The sequence below is a fragment of the Virgifigura deserti genome, from assembly GCA_003576685.1.
GTDB classification, from domain to species: Bacteria; Pseudomonadota; Alphaproteobacteria; order Dongiales; family Dongiaceae; genus Virgifigura; species Virgifigura deserti.
Window position 1 is genome coordinate 17,950 of sequence record QOZR01000010.1, and the last position, 17,143, is coordinate 35,092.

Annotated in this window: 19 protein-coding genes; 17 read left to right on the forward strand and 2 right to left on the reverse strand. The window is 66.3% G+C overall.

Annotated elements, in window-relative coordinates; genetic code table 11:
- Positions 1–10 precede the first annotated feature (10 nt).
- A complete protein-coding gene (locus DT069_RS17025) occupies positions 11–1,261 on the reverse strand; it encodes an adenylate/guanylate cyclase domain-containing protein (protein ID WP_162913250.1) in 1,251 nt (416 codons plus the stop codon).
- A 173-nt stretch (positions 1,262–1,434) separates the two neighbouring features.
- Between DT069_RS17025 and DT069_RS17030 the strand changes: the two genes are divergently transcribed.
- Together DT069_RS17030 and DT069_RS17035 are read left to right on the forward strand one after the other, a co-directional pair.
- Positions 1,435–1,992 (forward strand): NifU family protein, encoded by a 558-nt coding sequence (locus DT069_RS17030; RefSeq protein ID WP_119461527.1) that lies wholly within the window; start codon positions 1,435–1,437, stop codon positions 1,990–1,992.
- A gap of 79 nt (positions 1,993–2,071) precedes the next feature.
- Positions 2,072–2,665 carry a malonic semialdehyde reductase gene (locus DT069_RS17035; protein ID WP_119461528.1) on the forward strand — a complete coding sequence of 198 codons (594 nt, stop codon included), beginning with the start codon at positions 2,072–2,074 and terminating at the stop codon, positions 2,663–2,665.
- A gap of 5 nt (positions 2,666–2,670) precedes the next feature.
- Here DT069_RS17035 and ddpX read toward each other — a convergent pair whose 3' ends face one another.
- A complete protein-coding gene (gene ddpX, locus DT069_RS17040; RefSeq protein WP_119461713.1) occupies positions 2,671–3,222 on the reverse strand; it encodes a D-alanyl-D-alanine dipeptidase in 552 nt (183 codons plus the stop codon).
- Positions 3,223–3,353: 131 nt separating this feature from the next.
- Between ddpX and tsaB the strand changes: the two genes are divergently transcribed.
- From tsaB to rimP, 15 genes are all read left to right on the forward strand, one after another.
- On the forward strand, positions 3,354–4,097 hold the full coding sequence (gene tsaB / locus DT069_RS17045) for a tRNA (adenosine(37)-N6)-threonylcarbamoyltransferase complex dimerization subunit type 1 TsaB (protein ID WP_119461529.1): 744 nt from the start codon (positions 3,354–3,356) through the stop codon (positions 4,095–4,097).
- An 8-nt stretch (positions 4,098–4,105) separates the two neighbouring features.
- Positions 4,106–4,600 (forward strand): GNAT family N-acetyltransferase, encoded by a 495-nt coding sequence (locus DT069_RS17050; RefSeq protein ID WP_119461530.1) that lies wholly within the window; start codon positions 4,106–4,108, stop codon positions 4,598–4,600.
- A 220-nt stretch (positions 4,601–4,820) separates the two neighbouring features.
- Positions 4,821–5,240: a Ros/MucR family transcriptional regulator gene (locus DT069_RS17055; RefSeq protein ID WP_119461531.1), complete on the forward strand. Its 420-nt coding sequence runs from the start codon at positions 4,821–4,823 to the stop codon at positions 5,238–5,240.
- Positions 5,241–5,339: 99 nt separating this feature from the next.
- Positions 5,340–5,783, forward strand: coding sequence for a Fur family transcriptional regulator (locus DT069_RS17060; protein WP_119461532.1), 444 nt, complete (start codon positions 5,340–5,342; stop codon positions 5,781–5,783).
- 265 nt (positions 5,784–6,048) lie between these two features.
- The gene (locus DT069_RS17065; RefSeq protein ID WP_119461533.1) at positions 6,049–6,876 is read left to right on the forward strand and encodes a GNAT family N-acetyltransferase; all 828 of its coding nucleotides are present in this window, start codon (positions 6,049–6,051) and stop codon (positions 6,874–6,876) included.
- 29 nt (positions 6,877–6,905) lie between these two features.
- Positions 6,906–7,826, forward strand: coding sequence for a lysophospholipid acyltransferase family protein (locus DT069_RS17070; protein ID WP_119461714.1), 921 nt, complete (start codon positions 6,906–6,908; stop codon positions 7,824–7,826).
- A 128-nt stretch (positions 7,827–7,954) separates the two neighbouring features.
- A complete protein-coding gene (miaB, locus tag DT069_RS17075) occupies positions 7,955–9,379 on the forward strand; it encodes a tRNA (N6-isopentenyl adenosine(37)-C2)-methylthiotransferase MiaB (protein ID WP_119461534.1) in 1,425 nt (474 codons plus the stop codon).
- A gap of 89 nt (positions 9,380–9,468) precedes the next feature.
- The gene (locus tag DT069_RS17080; protein ID WP_119461715.1) at positions 9,469–10,458 is read left to right on the forward strand and encodes a PhoH family protein; all 990 of its coding nucleotides are present in this window, start codon (positions 9,469–9,471) and stop codon (positions 10,456–10,458) included.
- Between the two features lie 35 nt (positions 10,459–10,493).
- Complete coding sequence (ybeY, locus tag DT069_RS17085) at positions 10,494–11,042, forward strand: rRNA maturation RNase YbeY (protein ID WP_119461535.1); 549 nt, start codon at positions 10,494–10,496, stop codon at positions 11,040–11,042.
- 71 nt (positions 11,043–11,113) lie between these two features.
- Positions 11,114–12,013, forward strand: coding sequence for a hemolysin family protein (locus tag DT069_RS17090; RefSeq protein WP_425450330.1), 900 nt, complete (start codon positions 11,114–11,116; stop codon positions 12,011–12,013).
- A 94-nt stretch (positions 12,014–12,107) separates the two neighbouring features.
- Positions 12,108–13,751 carry an apolipoprotein N-acyltransferase gene (gene lnt / locus DT069_RS17095; RefSeq protein WP_119461537.1) on the forward strand — a complete coding sequence of 548 codons (1,644 nt, stop codon included), beginning with the start codon at positions 12,108–12,110 and terminating at the stop codon, positions 13,749–13,751.
- A 171-nt stretch (positions 13,752–13,922) separates the two neighbouring features.
- The gene (locus tag DT069_RS17100; protein ID WP_119461538.1) at positions 13,923–14,384 is read left to right on the forward strand and encodes a helix-turn-helix domain-containing protein; all 462 of its coding nucleotides are present in this window, start codon (positions 13,923–13,925) and stop codon (positions 14,382–14,384) included.
- 158 nt (positions 14,385–14,542) lie between these two features.
- Positions 14,543–15,712 (forward strand): methionine adenosyltransferase, encoded by a 1,170-nt coding sequence (gene metK, locus DT069_RS17105; RefSeq protein WP_119461539.1) that lies wholly within the window; start codon positions 14,543–14,545, stop codon positions 15,710–15,712.
- An 18-nt stretch (positions 15,713–15,730) separates the two neighbouring features.
- Positions 15,731–16,456, forward strand: a complete 726-nt coding sequence (trmB, locus tag DT069_RS17110) for a tRNA (guanine(46)-N(7))-methyltransferase TrmB (RefSeq protein WP_119461540.1) — start codon at positions 15,731–15,733, stop codon at positions 16,454–16,456.
- Between the two features lie 186 nt (positions 16,457–16,642).
- Positions 16,643–17,134, forward strand: coding sequence for a ribosome maturation factor RimP (gene rimP / locus DT069_RS17115; RefSeq protein WP_119461716.1), 492 nt, complete (start codon positions 16,643–16,645; stop codon positions 17,132–17,134).
- The last annotated feature ends 9 nt before the right edge of the window (positions 17,135–17,143 follow it).

Below are 17,143 nucleotides of genomic sequence, written 5' to 3' on the forward strand. Positions count from 1 at the left end.
CCGCTTGCGCCTATCGCGCCTGCATCGCCTCCGGCAGGGTGAAGAGTTCCTGCTCCTCCTCGATTCCCCTCAACCGATGACGGCCGACGGAAACCAGCTCGGACCCGCAGGGCGAGGCGAAGCGTTTCGAGGCGAGGAGCGGATATCCAAGCACCGGGCACAGGCCCTCGATCCGTGACACGAGATTGACGGCCGGGCCGATGACCGTGAAGTCGAGCCGTTGCGGCGCGCCGATATTGCCGTACATGACCGCCCCGGTATGGAGCGCAAGGCCGATCTCAAGCGGCGGTTCCCCGGCTTCCCGGCGGCGGCCGTTCAGCCGGCCCAGACCGTCCAGCGCCTCGCGCGCCGCCTCGAGCGCCGTCGTGCAGGCCCGGTCGCGGTCGAGGTCGTCGCGGATCGGAAAGATCGCCAGCAGCCCATCGCCGATGAATTTCAGCACGTCACCGCCACGGGCGTGGACCGGGCCGGCCATGCATTCGAAATAGTCGTTGAGCAGGCTAATCACCGTATCGCGCGACAACTGGTTCGACATGCGGGTGAAGCCTCGCAGGTCGCAATACCATAGGGCGGCGGCGATGGTCACGCCGTCGCCGCGCTTCACCAAGCCGCTCAGCACCCGGCGGCCGGCGTCGCGTCCCAGATAAGTTTCCACCAGCGTTGCGGTGATACGCTGCGTCTCCTTCACCTCGAGAACCAGCGCCAGGACCGGAATGAGATCGGCGAAGCTCGCGAGCTGCCGGTCGGTGAAGCCGCCCGCCCGGTCGGTGGCGATCGTGACGGTGCTCCACCGCCCCTCGCTCAACCGCATCGGCAAGGCGAGATAGTCCGTCATCCCCTCCTCGCGCAACTCCACGAGAATGGGATAGTCGAACACCGCTTCCGGCCCCTCGAGGCGCCGCCGCACCTCGGGCGCCCCGTCATGGAGCGCCTTCATCGGGCTCTTCAGATACATCGGGCTTTCGAGGATCCCGTGCTCGCGCTGGCTTTCCGTCGGTTCCGCGTCGCCGCGACGCCAGACGAAGCCGATGGCGAGCACCTGCGGGTGCAGCGTCCGCGTGCCCACGGATAGGCGCGCCAGCGGGAAGTCTTCCGCCACGAGCCGCCGGCAGAACTCGCCGATCACCGCCTTGGAGTCCGGCAGGTCCCGCCCTTCCCGCAGCAGCCACGCCGCGACCCCGTGGACGCAGCTTTGCCCCTGAGCGGCTGAGGCGGTGGCTGAGGCAGCGTCCGGGAGAACGGCGGTGTCGGGCGCCATCATGCGATCTCCGGGATCAGCGGGCGCATTGGGCACAATCCAGTCATGTCGCGAAATCCCGTCCATAACTTCAGGGCCACAGGTCCAGGACCAGAGGCTGAGGACTTGAACTTAGGCATTACCTGGGCCATCTTCCAGTCGCTCCCCTTTTCAATCGGTCAACCAGGAGGTCAGGCATGTTTATCCAGACCGAGCAGACGCCCAATCCGGCAACGCTGAAGTTTCTGCCGGGCCGCACGGTCATGGAAACGGGCACGGCCGATTTCCCCGAGGCCGAGACGGCGAAGCGGTCGCCGCTGGCACAGCGCCTGTTCCAGGTCGAAGGCATCGCCGGCGTATTCCTCGGCAGCGACTTCGTCACGATCACCAAGGTCGAGGGGAAGGAGTGGTCCGTGCTGAAACCCGCCCTTCTCGGCATCATCATGGAGCATTTCGCGGCGAACCGGCCGGTGATCCTGGCCGACGCCGCGGCCGAGCCCGTTGCCGAACAGGATGGCGAGGAAGGCGAGATCGTCGAGCAGATTCGCGAGCTGATCGACACGCGGGTGCGCCCGGCCGTCGCGCAGGATGGCGGCGACATCATCTTTCGCGGGTTCGAGGACGGCGTCGTCTATCTCCATCTCCAGGGCGCCTGCTCCGGCTGTCCGAGCTCGACGGCGACGTTGAAGATGGGCATCGAGAACATGCTGCGGCACTATGTTCCCGAAGTGCTCGAGGTCCGCGCGATCCAATAGATGCCCACCGGCTCGGTTCGCCCGCACGGGCCGAACCGAGTCCTGCGGCGCCGGACGGGCGAAGGGGATAGGGCGGAGCATGGACCAAATTCTCAGCGACGCGGCGCTCGACCGAATCTTTCGCGAGTCTCGAACGCACCGGCACTGGACCGACAAGCCGGTGTCGGATGTCGTCCTGGAGGCCGCCTACGATCTGGCGAAGATGGCGCCGACGAGCGCCAATTGCAGCCCGATGCGGATCGTCTTCGTCAAGTCGCCGGACGCGAAGGAGCGCCTGCGGCCGGCGCTGAGCGAGGACAATGTCCGGCAGACCATGAGCGCGCCGGTCACGGCGATCATCGCCCGCGATCTCGAGTTCTACGAGCTGCTGCCGCGGCTGTACCCCGAAGACCCGGCCGCCCGGAGCTGGTTCGCCGGAAAGCCGAAGGCGATCGAGTCCACGGCGTTCCGCAATGGATCCCTGCAGGGCGCCTATTTCATCATCGCGGCGCGGGCGCTCGGCCTCGATTGCGGGCCGATGTCGGGCTTCAGCAATACCAAGGTCGATGCGGAGTTCTTCCCTGACGGGCGCATCAAGAGCAATTTTCTATGCAATCTCGGCTATGGCGATCGATCGGCTCTGCAGCCGCGCAGCCCGCGCCTCGCATTCGACGAGGCTTGCTCGGTGCTTTAGCCGGGCTACATCAGACCGGCCTTCAGCGCCGAGTCGCTGTAAAGTGGATATTGCCGCGCGTTGAACAGTTGATAATGCCACCATTCATTCCGGTAAAAGTCCCATCCCGCCGCCGTCATCACGCCGAGAAGGATGGCGCGGTTTCGCTGCGCCTCGACCGACACCTCCAGATTGGCGTGGTGCGCGCGCGGTGTGAAATCGTCGAATTTGGTTCCCATCTCGAGCTCTCGCCCGCTTGCGTCGACCAGCGTCAGGTCAACGGCCGCGCCGCGCGAATGCGGCGAGCCGCGTCGCGGATCGGCAACGAATTCGGGATTCGGGAACTTGTTCCACAAGACCCATTGCGCCTCGGTCGGGCGGTAGGCGTCGAAGATCTTGATGCGCAGACCGAGCGCTGCCGCAAGCTCGATGGCGCGGGCGAGGCAGGCGGCCGCATCCGGATGCAGATAGCATCGCGCATGACGATAGATCGGGGCGCCGGTCACATTGTCGGGCGTGGCGTAAGCCAGCGCGATTTCGATGTCGTACTCGGGCGGGGTGATTTCCAGAAGGCTCATGAAGGGGCGGTCCTCGGTCGAACGGTCCAGGCATATCGGTGCGGCGCCCAGTCCTATCATGCCGCCAAGCGAATTCAAGACGGGCGAATTCAAGATCGCACGCTCGCCGGCAACCGGCCTTGGCGCGTCCGATGACCGTGTCCCGGACCGCATCTCCCACGGTTCTCGCGCTCGATTCCGCCGCCGGCGCCTGCTCGGCCGCGCTGTGGCGGCAGGGAAGGCTGGCCGGCCATCGTTACCGGGCGATGGCGCGCGGTCATGCCGAGGCGCTGCTGCCGATGGTGATCGAGACGATGGCCGCGGCCGGGGCCGGGTTCGACGAACTCGACCTGATTGCCGCGACCGTCGGGCCCGGCGCCTTCACCGGGCTGCGGATCGGGCTGGCGACGGCGCGCGGACTCGCGCTTGCGACCGGCGTTCCGGCTCTCGGTGTGACCACCTTCGCGGCCGTCGCCGAGGCTGTGCCGCCGGCCGAGCGTACCGGCCGCACGCTGCTCGTCCTGCTCGACACCAAGCGGAGCGACCTGTTCGCCCAGCGCTTCGATGCCGAACTGGAAGCGCTTGGTGCGCCGGCCGTCCTGTCGGTCGATGCACTGGAAGACTGGATCCCGGACGGCCCCGTGATCGTGGCCGGGGACGGCGTGGCTCTCGCGCGCCCGGTGCTCTCCGGCTTGGCGACCCGGTGCGCCGCCGACATCGCCTACGCCACGGCCGGCGACCTGCCCGACGCCGCCCATGTCGCCCGAATCGCGGCGCGGCTGTTTGCCTCAGGAACGTCCAGGGGGACGTCCGGGGAAACACCGGGGGGACTGCCGGCGGTGCCGCTCTATCTCCGTGCGCCGGCTGTGACTGCGCCGCGCGACGCCGGCCGATGAACGGCCCGATGGACGACCAAGATATCCGCGTCGACAGCGTCGGGCCATTTGATCTGCAGGTCCTAGCCATTCTCCATGCGGCCTGTTTCGACGATCGGTGGGACGAGCCGGCCATCGCGGCGCTGCTGGCGATGCCGGGCGCGTTCGGTTTCTTGGCCTCGGCCGCGAGCCTGCCGGCCGGCTTCCTCCTGGCGCGTGTGGCGGCGGACGAGGCCGAGATCCTGTCGATCGGCGTCGCGCCGGATCGTCGGCGCCGGGGCGTCGGCGGGTATCTCCTCGAACGGGCGTTGGATTGCGCGGCGGGCGGCGGCGCCGTGCGGGTCCTTCTAGAAGTGGCGGAGGACAACATCGCCGCGAGGGCGTTTTATCTCCGCTACGGCTTTGCGGTCGTCGGTCGGCGATCCGGCTATTACCGTCGCGCCGCTGGCCCGCCCGTCGCGGCGCTGATCATGTCGGCGCAGACGGTGGACAGGTCCCGTTCGGATCCCCGTTCGGATCTTTGACGCGCCGTCTATTCGTCCGCGTTGGGAAGTCTCTTGCACCTCTCATCTCGCATCAGGATTCGGGGCTCCGGACCCCTCGGCTGTTGCGTTGGAGAAGTAGTCACAAACAACTGCCCAGGTCTGCGAAAATTTTTATTTTTCGAATCTTCTATGTTGCTTTTGATCGGTACATGCCTATTTTTCATAACGTCCTGCTCTTCGATGGAGGCAAAGACGCTTGATGAGCGAGCAGTCGAAAGTCAATGAGCTATTGCCGCTGGCGACCGATATCGTGTCGGCTCACCTTTCCAATAACACGGTGGCGGTTTCCGATCTGCCGCAATTGATCCGCGAGGTCTATCAGACCTTGGCGATGCTGGGTGGCGTCCAGACTCCGGCGTCGGAGCGGCCGACCCCGGTGGTTCCGATCAAGAAGTCGGTGATGCCGGATTACATTGTGTGTCTGGAGGACGGCAAGAAGCTGAAGATGCTGAAGCGGCATCTGCGGACGGCCTATGGCATGTCCCCGGAGGAGTATCGCGAACGTTGGGGCCTGCCGCCCGATTATCCGATGGTGGCGCCAAACTACGCCAAACAGCGCAGCAAGCTGGCGAAGGATATCGGGCTTGGCACGCAGCCGAGACGCCGCCGCAGCAGTTGACGAGACATAGAGACGCGGGTTGGGTGACCTAAGCGATAGGCGGGAGTCTCCGTTTGGTTTATACTGAAACCAAATGGACGTGTCGCTTACGGTAGGGTTATGTCTTCGCGGATAGAACGGCTGTGCGTTGAAAAGGGCCTCAAGATGACCGAGCAGCGCCGCGTGATTGCGCGCGTGCTGTCGGATGCTTCCGATCATCCTGACGTCGAGCAGCTCTATCGCCGGGCGACGGATGTCGACCCGCATATCAGCATTGCCACCGTGTACCGGACCGTGCGGCTGTTCGAGGAGGCCAATATTCTCGAACGGCACGATTTTCGCGATGGCCGCGCCCGCTATGAAGAGGCGCCCGAGACGCATCACGATCATCTGATCAATGTGCAGACCGGCGAGGTCATCGAATTCCAGAATGAGGAGATCGAGCTGCTGCAGCAGAGGGTCGCGGAGCGACTGGGCTATCGGCTGATCGATCACCGGCTGGAACTATATGCGGTGCCGCTCGACTCGAAGTCGGGGAAAGCAGGGAAGAAATCGGAAGGCTGAGAGTGTCTGACAGACCCTGTCGGCGGTCTGCGCCATCATCCGGCCGTGGATCAAGAGGGCCGCGCCCGTTCGGCGCGCGAACTGCGCGGCGCCTGATGAAGGGGAGCGATGTTGGGCGCATCGCGAGCGCCGACCGACATCCAACGCGGCATCTGGCATCACGGCAGCCGGGCGACAGCCCTGCGCTCTGTCCTGAGCGGGTTGATTCAGGGTTGGCGCAGGGCCGAGCCATGCCGACATCACATTCTAAGGGGACAATCGCATAATGGCAGTCGCGCATCTCGATAAAACGAAACCCGTCGATATTCGCGTCGGCGACCTGCAGTTGCGGCTTGCCGAGACACGCCAGGAGATCGAGGCCGCCCAGGCGCTGCGCTACACGGTCTTCTACGAGGAAATGTCGGCCAAGCCGACGCCGGAGATGGCGGCCTTGCGGCGCGATTTCGATTCCTTCGACCCTTATTGCGACCACCTGCTCGTCATTGATCATCGGCGCGGGGCCGGGGCGGCCGGGGTGGTCGGAACCTATCGGCTGATGCGGCGGGCGACGGCGGCGCAGCGTGGCCAGTTCTATTCGGTCGACGAGTATGATCTCGGCGCCATTCTCGCCATTCCGGGAGAGATCCTGGAACTTGGCCGCTCCTGCGTCGGTCGCGACCATCGGTCCCGCGCCGTGATGCAGTTGATGTGGCGCGGCATCGCCGATTACGTGATGCATTACGAGATTGCGTTGATGTTCGGCTGCGCGAGCTTGACGGGGACCAACCCGGCGCAACTGGCCCTGCCGCTTTCCTATCTTTATCACCATCATCTGGCGCCGCCCGAGCTGCGCGCCCGGGCGCTGCCCGAGCGCTATGTCGACATGAATATGCTCAAGCCGGACGACATCGATCCCCGGGCGGCGATCGCGTTGCTCCCGCCGCTGATAAAGGGGTATCTGCGGTTGGGCGGCTTCGTTGGCGACGGCGCCGTGGTCGATCCGCAGTTCGACACCACCGACGTCTGCATCGTCGTGAAGACCGATCTAGTTACGGCCAAATATTATCGGCACTACACCCGCGAGGACGCGGCGAGCCGGCCGGGTGTCGACTGAACGCCTATGATGATCGACGGTTGGAGCGCATGACCGAGGCGACGGCAGCGGTGCCGTCAAAGCCGCCCCGCGTAATACGTCCCACCACGCCCCGGGCAGCCGATGGGCCGGCGCCGCTCGGTTCGCCTTTCCGCGCGATCCTTCGGCTGACGCTTTATCTGGGGCTGACCGTGACGCTCATCCCGGTGCAGGCGGTCGCGGTGGCCATCGGCAGCGGCCTGGCCGAGCGGTTGCCGGTCTTCTATCACCGTCTCTGCTGGCGGATTCTCGGGCTGCAGGTCGAGTGCCGCGGAACGATGTCGACGGCCCGGCCGACGCTGTTCGTATCCAATCACAGCTCCTATGCGGACATCACCGTGCTGGGCGGCCTGATCCCCGGCTGCTTCGTCGCCAAGGCCGAGGTGGCGGCATGGCCGCTCTTCGGCCTGCTCGCCAAGCTGCAGCGCACCGTGTTCATCGACCGTCAGCGGCGGAGCACGCGCAATCAGCGCGACGACATGGCGAAGCGGCTGGAGGCCGGCCAGAACCTGATCCTGTTCCCGGAGGGCACCAGCGACGACGGCAATCGCCTCCTCCCCTTCCGCAGCGCCCTTTTCAGCACCGCGGAGCGCCGTCTCGACAGCGGCGCGGCCCTCCCGGTACAGCCCGTCTCCATTGTTTATGCGCGGCTCAACGGAATCCCGATCGGGCGCGGCCTGCGGCCGTTCTTCGCCTGGTACGGCGATATGGAGCTGGCCGGCCACCTGTGGTGCCTGGCCGGGCTCGGCAAGGTCACGATTGTCGTGGAGTTTCACCAGCCGGTCAGCATCGACGATACGGGGTCGCGCAAGGCGCTCGCGGAGTACTGCCAGCGTGCGGTGGCAGACGGCATGGTGCGGGCGATCACCGGTCGGCCTCTCGCCGGTCCCGCGGCCTCGGCTGAGGTCGAAGTCCGGGCGCAGGTCGGCTAAGCGAAGCGGAACTCTTGAAAGCTCCGACCTGATGAAACATTATAATGTCTATCAATGACGCAATATAGCGTAGGATTCCTGATCGTGCTGGGCCGCAATCGCCCCGAGGCCGGGTAGCAAGAGCTTCCTTGGCAAAGAAACTCTTCATAAAAACCTACGGCTGCCAGATGAACGTCTACGACTCCGGTCGCATGGCGGACGTCCTGGCACCGCTCGGCTACGCCCCCGTGGACAGCGCGGCGGATGCCGACATGGTGATCCTGAACACCTGCCATATCCGCGAGAAGGCGGCCGAGAAGGTCTATTCCGAGCTGGGCCGGCTGCGGCCGGTGAAATCGGCGAAGGAGGCCGAGGGCGGCCGGATGGTCATCGCCGTCGCGGGCTGCGTCGCGCAGGCCGAGGGAGCCGAGGTCCTGCGCCGCGCCCCCTATGTCGATATCGTCCTTGGGCCGCAGACCTACCATCGGCTGCCGGAGATGGTGGCGCGCGCCCATCGCGCGGGGGCCGCTGTGGGGTCAGTCGGAAAGACAGGCGACCCGGCGGGCCGTGGTGTGCTCGAGACGGACTTCCCGGTCGAATCCAAGTTCGATCACTTGCCGGAAGCCGCGGCCCCTCAAGGGCTCAGTGCGTTCCTGTCGGTGCAGGAGGGCTGCGACAAGTTCTGCACCTTCTGCGTCGTTCCCTATACCCGGGGCGCGGAGTTCTCGCGGCCGGTGGCCGACATCGAGGCCGAGGCGCGCCGCCTGGTCGCCGCCGGCGCCCGCGAGATCACGCTCCTGGGACAGAACGTGAACGCCTATCATGGTGCCGCGCCGCGCAGTACTGGCGGCGCGCCGGCCGAATGGGGCTTGGGCCGGCTGATCGGGCATTTGGCGGAGATCGACGGGCTTGTCCGCATCCGCTACACGACCTCGCACCCGCGCGATGTCGACGAGGAGCTGATCGAGGCGCATGGCGCGGTGCCGGCCCTGATGCCGTTCCTGCATCTGCCGGTGCAGTCGGGCTCGGACCGCATCCTTGCGGCGATGAACCGGCGGCATGGCGCCGACGACTATCGGCGCATCGTCGACCGGCTGCGGGACCGCCGTGCGGATCTCGCGCTATCGTCGGACTTCATCGTCGGCTTTCCGGGGGAGACGGAGGCGGAGTTCGCGGCCACCCTGCGGCTGGTCGAGGAGGTCGGCTATGCGCAGGCCTTCTCCTTCAAATACAGCGCACGTCCCGGGACCCCGGCGGCCGCGATGCCGGGGCAGGTTCCGGACCCGGTGAAGAGCGAACGGCTGGAGCGCCTGCAGGATCTCCTGCATCGGCAGCAAACGGCGTTCAACGAAGCGACCGTCGGCCGGGTCCTGCCGGTCCTATTCGATCGGCACGGTCGCCATCCGGGTCAGTTGGTCGGCCGCAGCCCCTATCTGCAGGGGGTCCATGTCGCGGCGCCGGACGAATTGCTCGGCGCCGTCGCCGATGTCGCGATCGATGCCGTCCATACCAACAGCCTCGGCGGGGCCATTGCCGCCGGAGCGGCGCTCCGCCCCCGAGAGGGGGGCGGATAACAGAGAGGGTTTTGCCTTTGAGCTATTTGCCCGCCACCACGGTCGAGCCGCCGATCCATCTCGAGTTCGACGACAACCGCCTGCTGCCGATGCTGTTCGGCGAGCATGATCAGCACCTCGCCCGGATCGAGCAGGAGCTGGGTGTCTCTGTGGTGTCCCGCGGCAACCAAGTGGCGATTTCGGGGCCGGCGGCGTCGGTCGACGCCGCTCGGGCCGCGTTGAACGCCCTCTATCAGCGGCTGAAGCGCGGCCTCGATGTCGATCGCACCGAGGTCGATGCCGCCCTGCGCATGGCCCGTGCCGACGACGGCAATGGCGAGCCGGGTCTGTTCGGCCAGCTGAACCCCGAAGACGCGGCATTGCGGACGCAGCGGCGCCATATCACGCCGCGCTCCGCCGCCCAGGCCGCCTATATGCGCGCGCTGCACGACCACGATCTTGTCTTCGGCCTTGGCCCAGCCGGAACCGGCAAGACCTATCTTGCCGTCGCCGTCGCGGTGACCATGCTGATGAAGGGAAAGGCCGATCGGATCGTTCTTTCGCGTCCCGCGGTCGAAGCGGGCGAGCGGCTGGGCTTTCTGCCGGGCGACCTGCGCGAGAAGGTCGACCCCTATCTGCGGCCGCTCTACGACGCGCTCTATGACATGATGCCGGCCGAGCAGGTGATGAAGCGGCTGTCGACCGGTGAGATCGAGGTCGCGCCGCTTGCCTTCATGCGGGGCCGCACGCTGACCAACGCCTTCGTGATTCTGGATGAAGCGCAGAACACGACGCCAATCCAGATGAAGATGTTCCTGACGCGCCTCGGCGAGAACTCGCGGATGGCGGTGACCGGCGACCTCAGCCAGATCGACCTGCCGAGCGGGACCCGATCGGGACTGCATGACGCCGTCGAGACGCTGCAGGGCGTGACCGGCGTCGATTTCGTGCGGTTCACCGATGCCGATGTCGTCCGTCATCCGCTGGTGACGCGCATCGTGCGCGCTTATGATGCCCGCGACCGTGGAGAGAAAGCCGCTCCGGCCGCACGCCAGAGGGCGGACGGGGGGGCGGATCGGGGGGATAGGCAGCCGTCGTGACGCATGCCGGCGGCGCTTCGCTCACGCCGTAAGAGATGGGTAGACGCACCCACATTGTCGTAAGCCTGTTGTCGCCGGACTGGCGTGAGGACATGCCGGCTGCGGCCGCGCTCGGCCGACGCGCCGTCCGGGCCGCGCTCAAGGGGGCGGCGCTCGAGGGGGCTGCTCTAGCGGGCCTCGCGTCCGGTGACGCGCCGATCGAACTCAGCCTCGTCCTGGCGGACGACGGCCTCGTGCATCGGCTCAACCGGCAGTATCGGGGCATCGATCGACCGACGAATGTGTTATCCTTCGGCAGTTTGTCGGCGGAGCCTGCGGCGCCCGCCGATATGCCCGTGATGCTGGGCGACGTCGTCCTCGCCCGCGAGACCGTCATCGCCGAGGCGGCGATGCAAGGCAAGGCCCTGGCCGATCATTTCAGTCATTTGGTCGTTCATGGTGTGTTGCATCTTCTGGGCTATGATCACGAGCATGCGGGCGAAGCCGAGATGATGGAGGCCCTCGAGGTGTCGGTCCTCGCGAAGCTCGGCATTGCCAACCCTTATTCGATGGAGGTGGATCCGGGTTCGCCGGCGCATGTCTGAGAGGACTGTTGAGCCTCACAGGCGGCCATGTCGGCGTCGACCCGTAAAATGAAATGAGCGACCCAGCCCCTATGCGATCGCCCCGTGCTGACGGGGCCTCCGATGACTCATCTCCCTTACAATTCCTGCGAAACTGGCTGCGCAGCCTGCGACGCGGCCGCAACGGCGAGGATTCGCTCCGTCACGCGATCGAGGAGCTGATCGAGGAGCGAGAAGCCGAATCCGACGAGCTGCCGATCGGCCGCGACGAAACCAGTCTGCTGCTGAACATCCTGAAGCTGCGGGATCTCACGGCTTACGACGTGATGGTTCCACGCGCCGACATCATCGCCGTGCCGATCGATATCGAGCTGACCGACCTGGTCCGCATGATGAGCACGCATGGCCATTCGCGGATTCCCGTCTACCGGGAAACGCTCGACGATGTCGTCGGCATGGTCCATATCAAGGATGTGCTGGCCTGCTCGACAGGAGACCGCAAGTTCAATCTGGCGTCGATCGCCCGTCAGGTGCTGTTCGTCGCGCCGTCCATGCGGGCCCTCGACCTCCTGCTGCAGATGCGCCTCAGCCGGATCCATATGGCGCTCGTGGTCGACGAGTTTGGCGGCATCGACGGCCTGATCACGATCGAGGACGTCGTCGAGGAGATCGTCGGCGAGATCGAGGACGAGCACGACATTGACGAGGGGCCGAAGCTGATCGACCGGCCGGACGGGACGCTGATCGCCGACGCGCGCGCCACGATCGACGAGTTCGAGGAGCGGGTCGGCCCGATCCTGTCGGACGAGGAGCGCGAGGAGGATATCGATACCCTCGGCGGCCTCGTCTTCTCCCTCACCGGCCGGATTCCCAGCCGAGGCGAACTGATCACCCACCCGTCCGGCGTCGCATTCGAGGTGCTCGATGCCGATCCGCGCCGGATCAAGCGCCTGCGGGTCCGCAACCTGCCATCCGTGGCCGATGACGGCTGACCCCAGGCGATTCGACTCCGGGGGAGCTCGGCCTCGGAGAGCGGACGCTCGCGATCCGGCCGGCATTCTGCTGCCGGGCGTCGGCGGCGGCAGGATGCGGGTCACCATCGCCTCCCTGGTCTTGTGGGTGCGCGGCCTGGAAGGATGGCGCCGCGCCCGGTTCGCGCTGCTGCTCGGCGCCCTCGCCGCCCTGGCCATGCCTCCGGTGCACGCGGTGCCGCTGCTTTTCATCGCCTTTCCCGGCTTGATCTGGCTGATCGACGGCGTGCGCCGGCCCGCCGCCGCCTTCGCCGTTGGCTGGTGGTTCGGTCTCGGCCATTTCAGCGTCGGCATCTATTGGATCGCCCATGCCCTGCTGACTGAGCCGGAGAAGTTCGCCTGGATGATTCCGTTCGTGGTCGGCGGTCTCGCGGCGCTGCTCGCGGTCTTCCCGGGGCTCGCGGCGCTGACGGCGCGGCTCGCCTGGAACGCCGGATTGGGCGGCGGAGTGGCGCGTATTCTCGTCCTCGCAATCGCCTGGACTGGGTTTGAGTGGCTGCGCGGCTGGATCTTCACCGGCTTTCCCTGGAACCTTCTCGGCTATGTCTGGGCCTTCTCCGAGCCGATGATCCAGTTCGCCGCCATCGCCGGAATCTGGGGACTCAGCCTCGTCACGCTTATTGCCGCGGGACTGCCGGCGGTATGCGCCGACGGGATTTCTCGGGATTTCTCCCCGGCTGCTGGTGCTTCTCCGGCCGGCCATCATGCCCGGCAGTGGCTGAGCTGGTCGCGCGGCATGGGCCCTGTCGCGGCCAGTCTGCTGATCCTGGCCGGACTCTGGGTCGGTGGCGCCCTGCGCCTGGTCAGTGCCGACGAGCAGACGGTCGAGGGCGTCACGCTGCGGCTGGTGCAGGCCGGCATCGACCCCAGCCGCAAAGGCCGCGACGGGTCTCGGGAAGAGCAGCTCGCGAAGCATCTGCGCCTGACCCTCGATACGCCGGGCTTCGATTCGGTCAGCCATGTCGTTTGGCCGGAAACCGCGGTCCCCTTCCTGATCGAACGGGAGCCGCAGATCCGTTCCGCTCTCGCGACAGCGGCGCCGGCGGGCGGGATGCTGCTCACCGGCGCGCCGCGCGGCGCGCCTGCCTCCGGTCCGCTCGCGCAGGTCTGGAACAGCATGGTCGCGATCGACGAGGCGGGGACGGTCCTCGGCACCTTCGACAAGTTTCACCTGGTGCCGCTCGGGGAATATGTCCCGTTGCGCGATTTCCTTCCCTTCCTGTCGAAGATCACGCCGGGCAGCATCGATTTTTCCGCCGGGCCGGGGCCGCAGACCCTGCGGCTGCCGGGGTTGCCGCCGGTCAGTCCGCTGATCTGCTATGAGGTGATCTTCCCGGGCGCCGTCGTGGACGACGAGGCGCGCCCGGGCTGGATGCTGAACCTCACGAACGACGCTTGGTTCGGCATCAGTTCCGGCCCGTATCAGCATTTCGCGAGCGCGCGGCTGCGGGCGGTCGAGGAGGGTTTGCCGCTGGTGCGGGCCGCCAACACCGGAATTTCCGGCGTCGTCGATGCCTATGGGCGGGTGACGGCACGGCTCGGGCTCGGCGAAACCGGCGTTCTCGATGTTCCGCTGCCGAAACCGGCGCCCGGCCTCACCCCTTACGCCCGGTTCGGCGACTGGAGCTTGGCAGCCTTTCTGGCGCTTGTCGGGCTGGTGGCGGTCGCGCTGCGGCGTTGGATCCCTCGATCGTTGTGATCCACAAGTCGTATGTTACCCCATTAAACCGATACGAGATGGGGCGCTCCGCCCGACAGCCACCCGGACGGCCACCGGAAAGTCTCGTGTTGACCGTCTTCCTGCGCCTGTTTAATTAAGGTTCGCGTCGAAGTTGAATCGGCTTGATCGAACCTGAAGGATATCGGCGTCATGCCTCGTGGTCGCAAACCGTCCGGCCGCACAGCCAGCATCGGAAATCCTAATCCGATCGACATTCATGTCGGCAGCCGGGTTCGGCTGCGCCGCACGCTTCTTGGCATGAGCCAGGAGAAGCTCGGCGAGGCGATCGGCCTGACATTCCAGCAGGTTCAGAAGTACGAGCGCGGCGCGAACCGGATCGGCTCCAGCCGGCTGTTCGATCTCTCCCGCGTTCTGGACGTGCCGGTTTCCTTCTTCTTCGAGGACATGGCGCCCGGCACCTCCTCGCGCTCTCCGAGCCGCCTCAAGGGGCTGGCGGAGCAGAAGCCGGAGCCGTTCGAGCCCGATCCGATGGCCAAGCGCGAAACCCTGGAACTGGTGCGCGCCTATTACCGGATCACCGATCCGCAGGTGCGCAAGCGCATCTTCGAACTGACGAAATCTCTCGCCAATACCAGTAAGACCGAGGCCTGATCGCACCCACCTCAGCGCAGGGCGGGATAGCGAAGACGCTTGACCCGGCTGCGCCCCTTGCAACATGATCCATCGCCCGTCGCGGCTGCCTCCCATTGCATCGAGGCCGGCGCATGGCATTTCCGGTTTTTCGAGTTTCCAAACGATAGGGGTCAGGCGTGCCCAGAAGCAGCTATCTCTTTACCAGCGAATCCGTCGCGGAAGGCCATCCGGACAAGGTCTGCGACCGCATTTCCGACGCGATCGTCGACACCTACCTGACCGCGGACCCCTATTCCCGCGTCGCCGTCGAGACTCTGGCGACCACGAACCGCGTGGTCCTCGCGGGCGAGGTGCGCGGCCCGGCATCCGTCACCAAGGAACTGCTGGAAGAGGTCGCGCGGCACGCGATCAAGGACATCGGCTATGAGCAGGAGGGGTTCCACTGGCAGAACGCGGCGGTGGAGGTCCTGGTGCATGCGCAGTCGGCGGACATCGCGCGCGGCGTCGACGCCGCCGGCAACAAGGACGAGGGGGCCGGCGACCAGGGCATCATGTTCGGCTATGCCTGCGACGAGACCGAGCAGCTGATGCCGGCGCCGATCTATTACGCGCACAACATTCTTCGCTCGCTCGCCGAAGCCCGTCATTCCGGGGCCGAGCCGGGGCTCGGCCCGGACGCGAAGAGCCAGGTCACGCTGTTCTATGAGAACGGCAAGCCGGTGCGCGCGACCTCGGTCGTCGTCTCGACCCAGCACGGCCCGGACCTCGACCAGGACGCGGTGCGCGAGATCGTTCGGCCGCATGTGCTGAACGTGCTCCCGGACGGATGGATGTGTCCGGAGGAGGATTTCTACGTGAATCCGACCGGCCGCTTCGTGGTCGGCGGTCCCGACGGCGATGCCGGTCTGACCGGCCGCAAGATCATCGTCGATACCTATGGCGGTGCCGCGCCGCATGGCGGCGGCGCCTTCTCCGGCAAGGACCCGACCAAGGTCGACCGGTCGGCCGCCTATGCCGCCCGCTATCTCGCGAAGAACGTCGTCGCCGCCGGTTTCGCGGAGCGCTGCACGATTCAGCTCTCCTACGCGATCGGTGTGGCGAAACCGCTGTCGGTCTATGTCGATACGCACGGCACCGGTCAGATCGGTGAAGACCGTCTCGGATCGGTCCTGTGCAAGCTGATGGATCTCAGCCCGCGCGGGATCCGCGAGCATCTGGAGCTGAACCGGCCGATCTATGCGCGGACGGCGGCCTATGGCCATTTCGGCCGCGCCGCCGATCCGGACGGTGGCTTCTCGTGGGAGCGTCTCGATCTCGTCGACGACCTGAAGTCGGCCCTGGCTTGAGCTCTCCGCCTGCCGGGGATGATCGGGACAGGACTCGCGCGCCAGCCGAACTTCTACGGTCGCCGTTACGGCCGGAAGCTCCGGCCCGGACAGCAGCGGCTCTATGTAGAGCTGTTGCCGCGTCTCGCCATCGACCCGGCGCCGGTAGGCGCGCCGTTGGACCCGGTCGCGCTGTTCGACCCGCCGCGCAAGGAGGTCTGGCTCGAGATCGGTTTCGGCGGCGGCGAGCATCTGGCCGAACAGGCGCGAGCGCACCCCGAGGTCGGCATCATCGGCTGCGAGGTCTTCGTCAACGGCATCGCGAGCCTGCTGGGGCATATCGACCGCCTGGCGCTCCAGAACGTCCGGATCTACCCGGACGATGCGCGGCCGCTGCTCGATCGGCTTCCGGACGCTGGCATCGCCCGGGCCTTCCTGCTCTTTCCCGACCCCTGGCCGAAGGCGCGCCATGAGCGCCGCCGCTTCCTCGGCCGCGAGAATTTGGATCGTCTGGCGCGGCTGCTCGCCGACGGCGCGGAGCTGCGCGTGGCCAGCGACGATCCGACCTATATCCGCTGGGTGCTGGAGCAGGTCCTGCCCCATCCGGCCTTCCAGTGGCTCGCGCGGCGTCCGGGTGACTGGCGCGAGCGTTCCGCCGACTGGCCGCCGACGCGCTACGAGCAGAAGGCACTGCGCGAGGGGCGTAAGCCAGTGTTCTTCCGCTTCGTCCGCCGACCTCGCACATCGTCGGTCGACGGCTCCTGATTGCCAGGGAAAGCCCCAGAAAGACCTTGCAGTCGCGCCGGAAACTCTTATATTCCGCAGTAATCCCATAGTTCTGCCTTTTGAGCGGAACCAAGAAAAAAGGGTGGGCCAGCGGCCCGCCTTTTTTGTTACCCGGCCCCGCGATGCCGGTCGGACGAAATGGCGGACAGCAACCCGGGCAGCAATATGGACAAGGCGGCTCAGATCGAACGCATGATCGCACCCTCGCTCGCGGCGATGGGCTATGACATCGTCCGCGTGATGCTGATGGGCGGACAACGGTCGACACTCCAGGTGATGGCCGAGCGCACCGACCAGCAGGAGATGACGGTCGAGGACTGCGCCGAGATCAGTCGCGCCGTCTCGGCGCTGCTCGACGTCGAGGATCCGATCGCCAGCGCCTACACGCTCGAGGTGAGTTCGCCCGGCATCGATCGGCCGCTCACGAGGCCCGCCGATTTCGAGCGTTTCGCCGGTTTCGAGGCGAAGCTGGAGGCGCGAGCCCCGGTCGAGGGGCGCAAGCGCTTTCGCGGACGGCTCCTCGGGTTCGAGGACGGCTTCGTCCGGATCGCCACGCCCGAGGGCGAGGCGGCGGTGCCGGTCGATGATATTCAGCGCGCGAAGCTCGTCCTGACCGACGATCTGATCGCTGCGACCGATAGACGCGTGAACCGATAATCCGAGGTT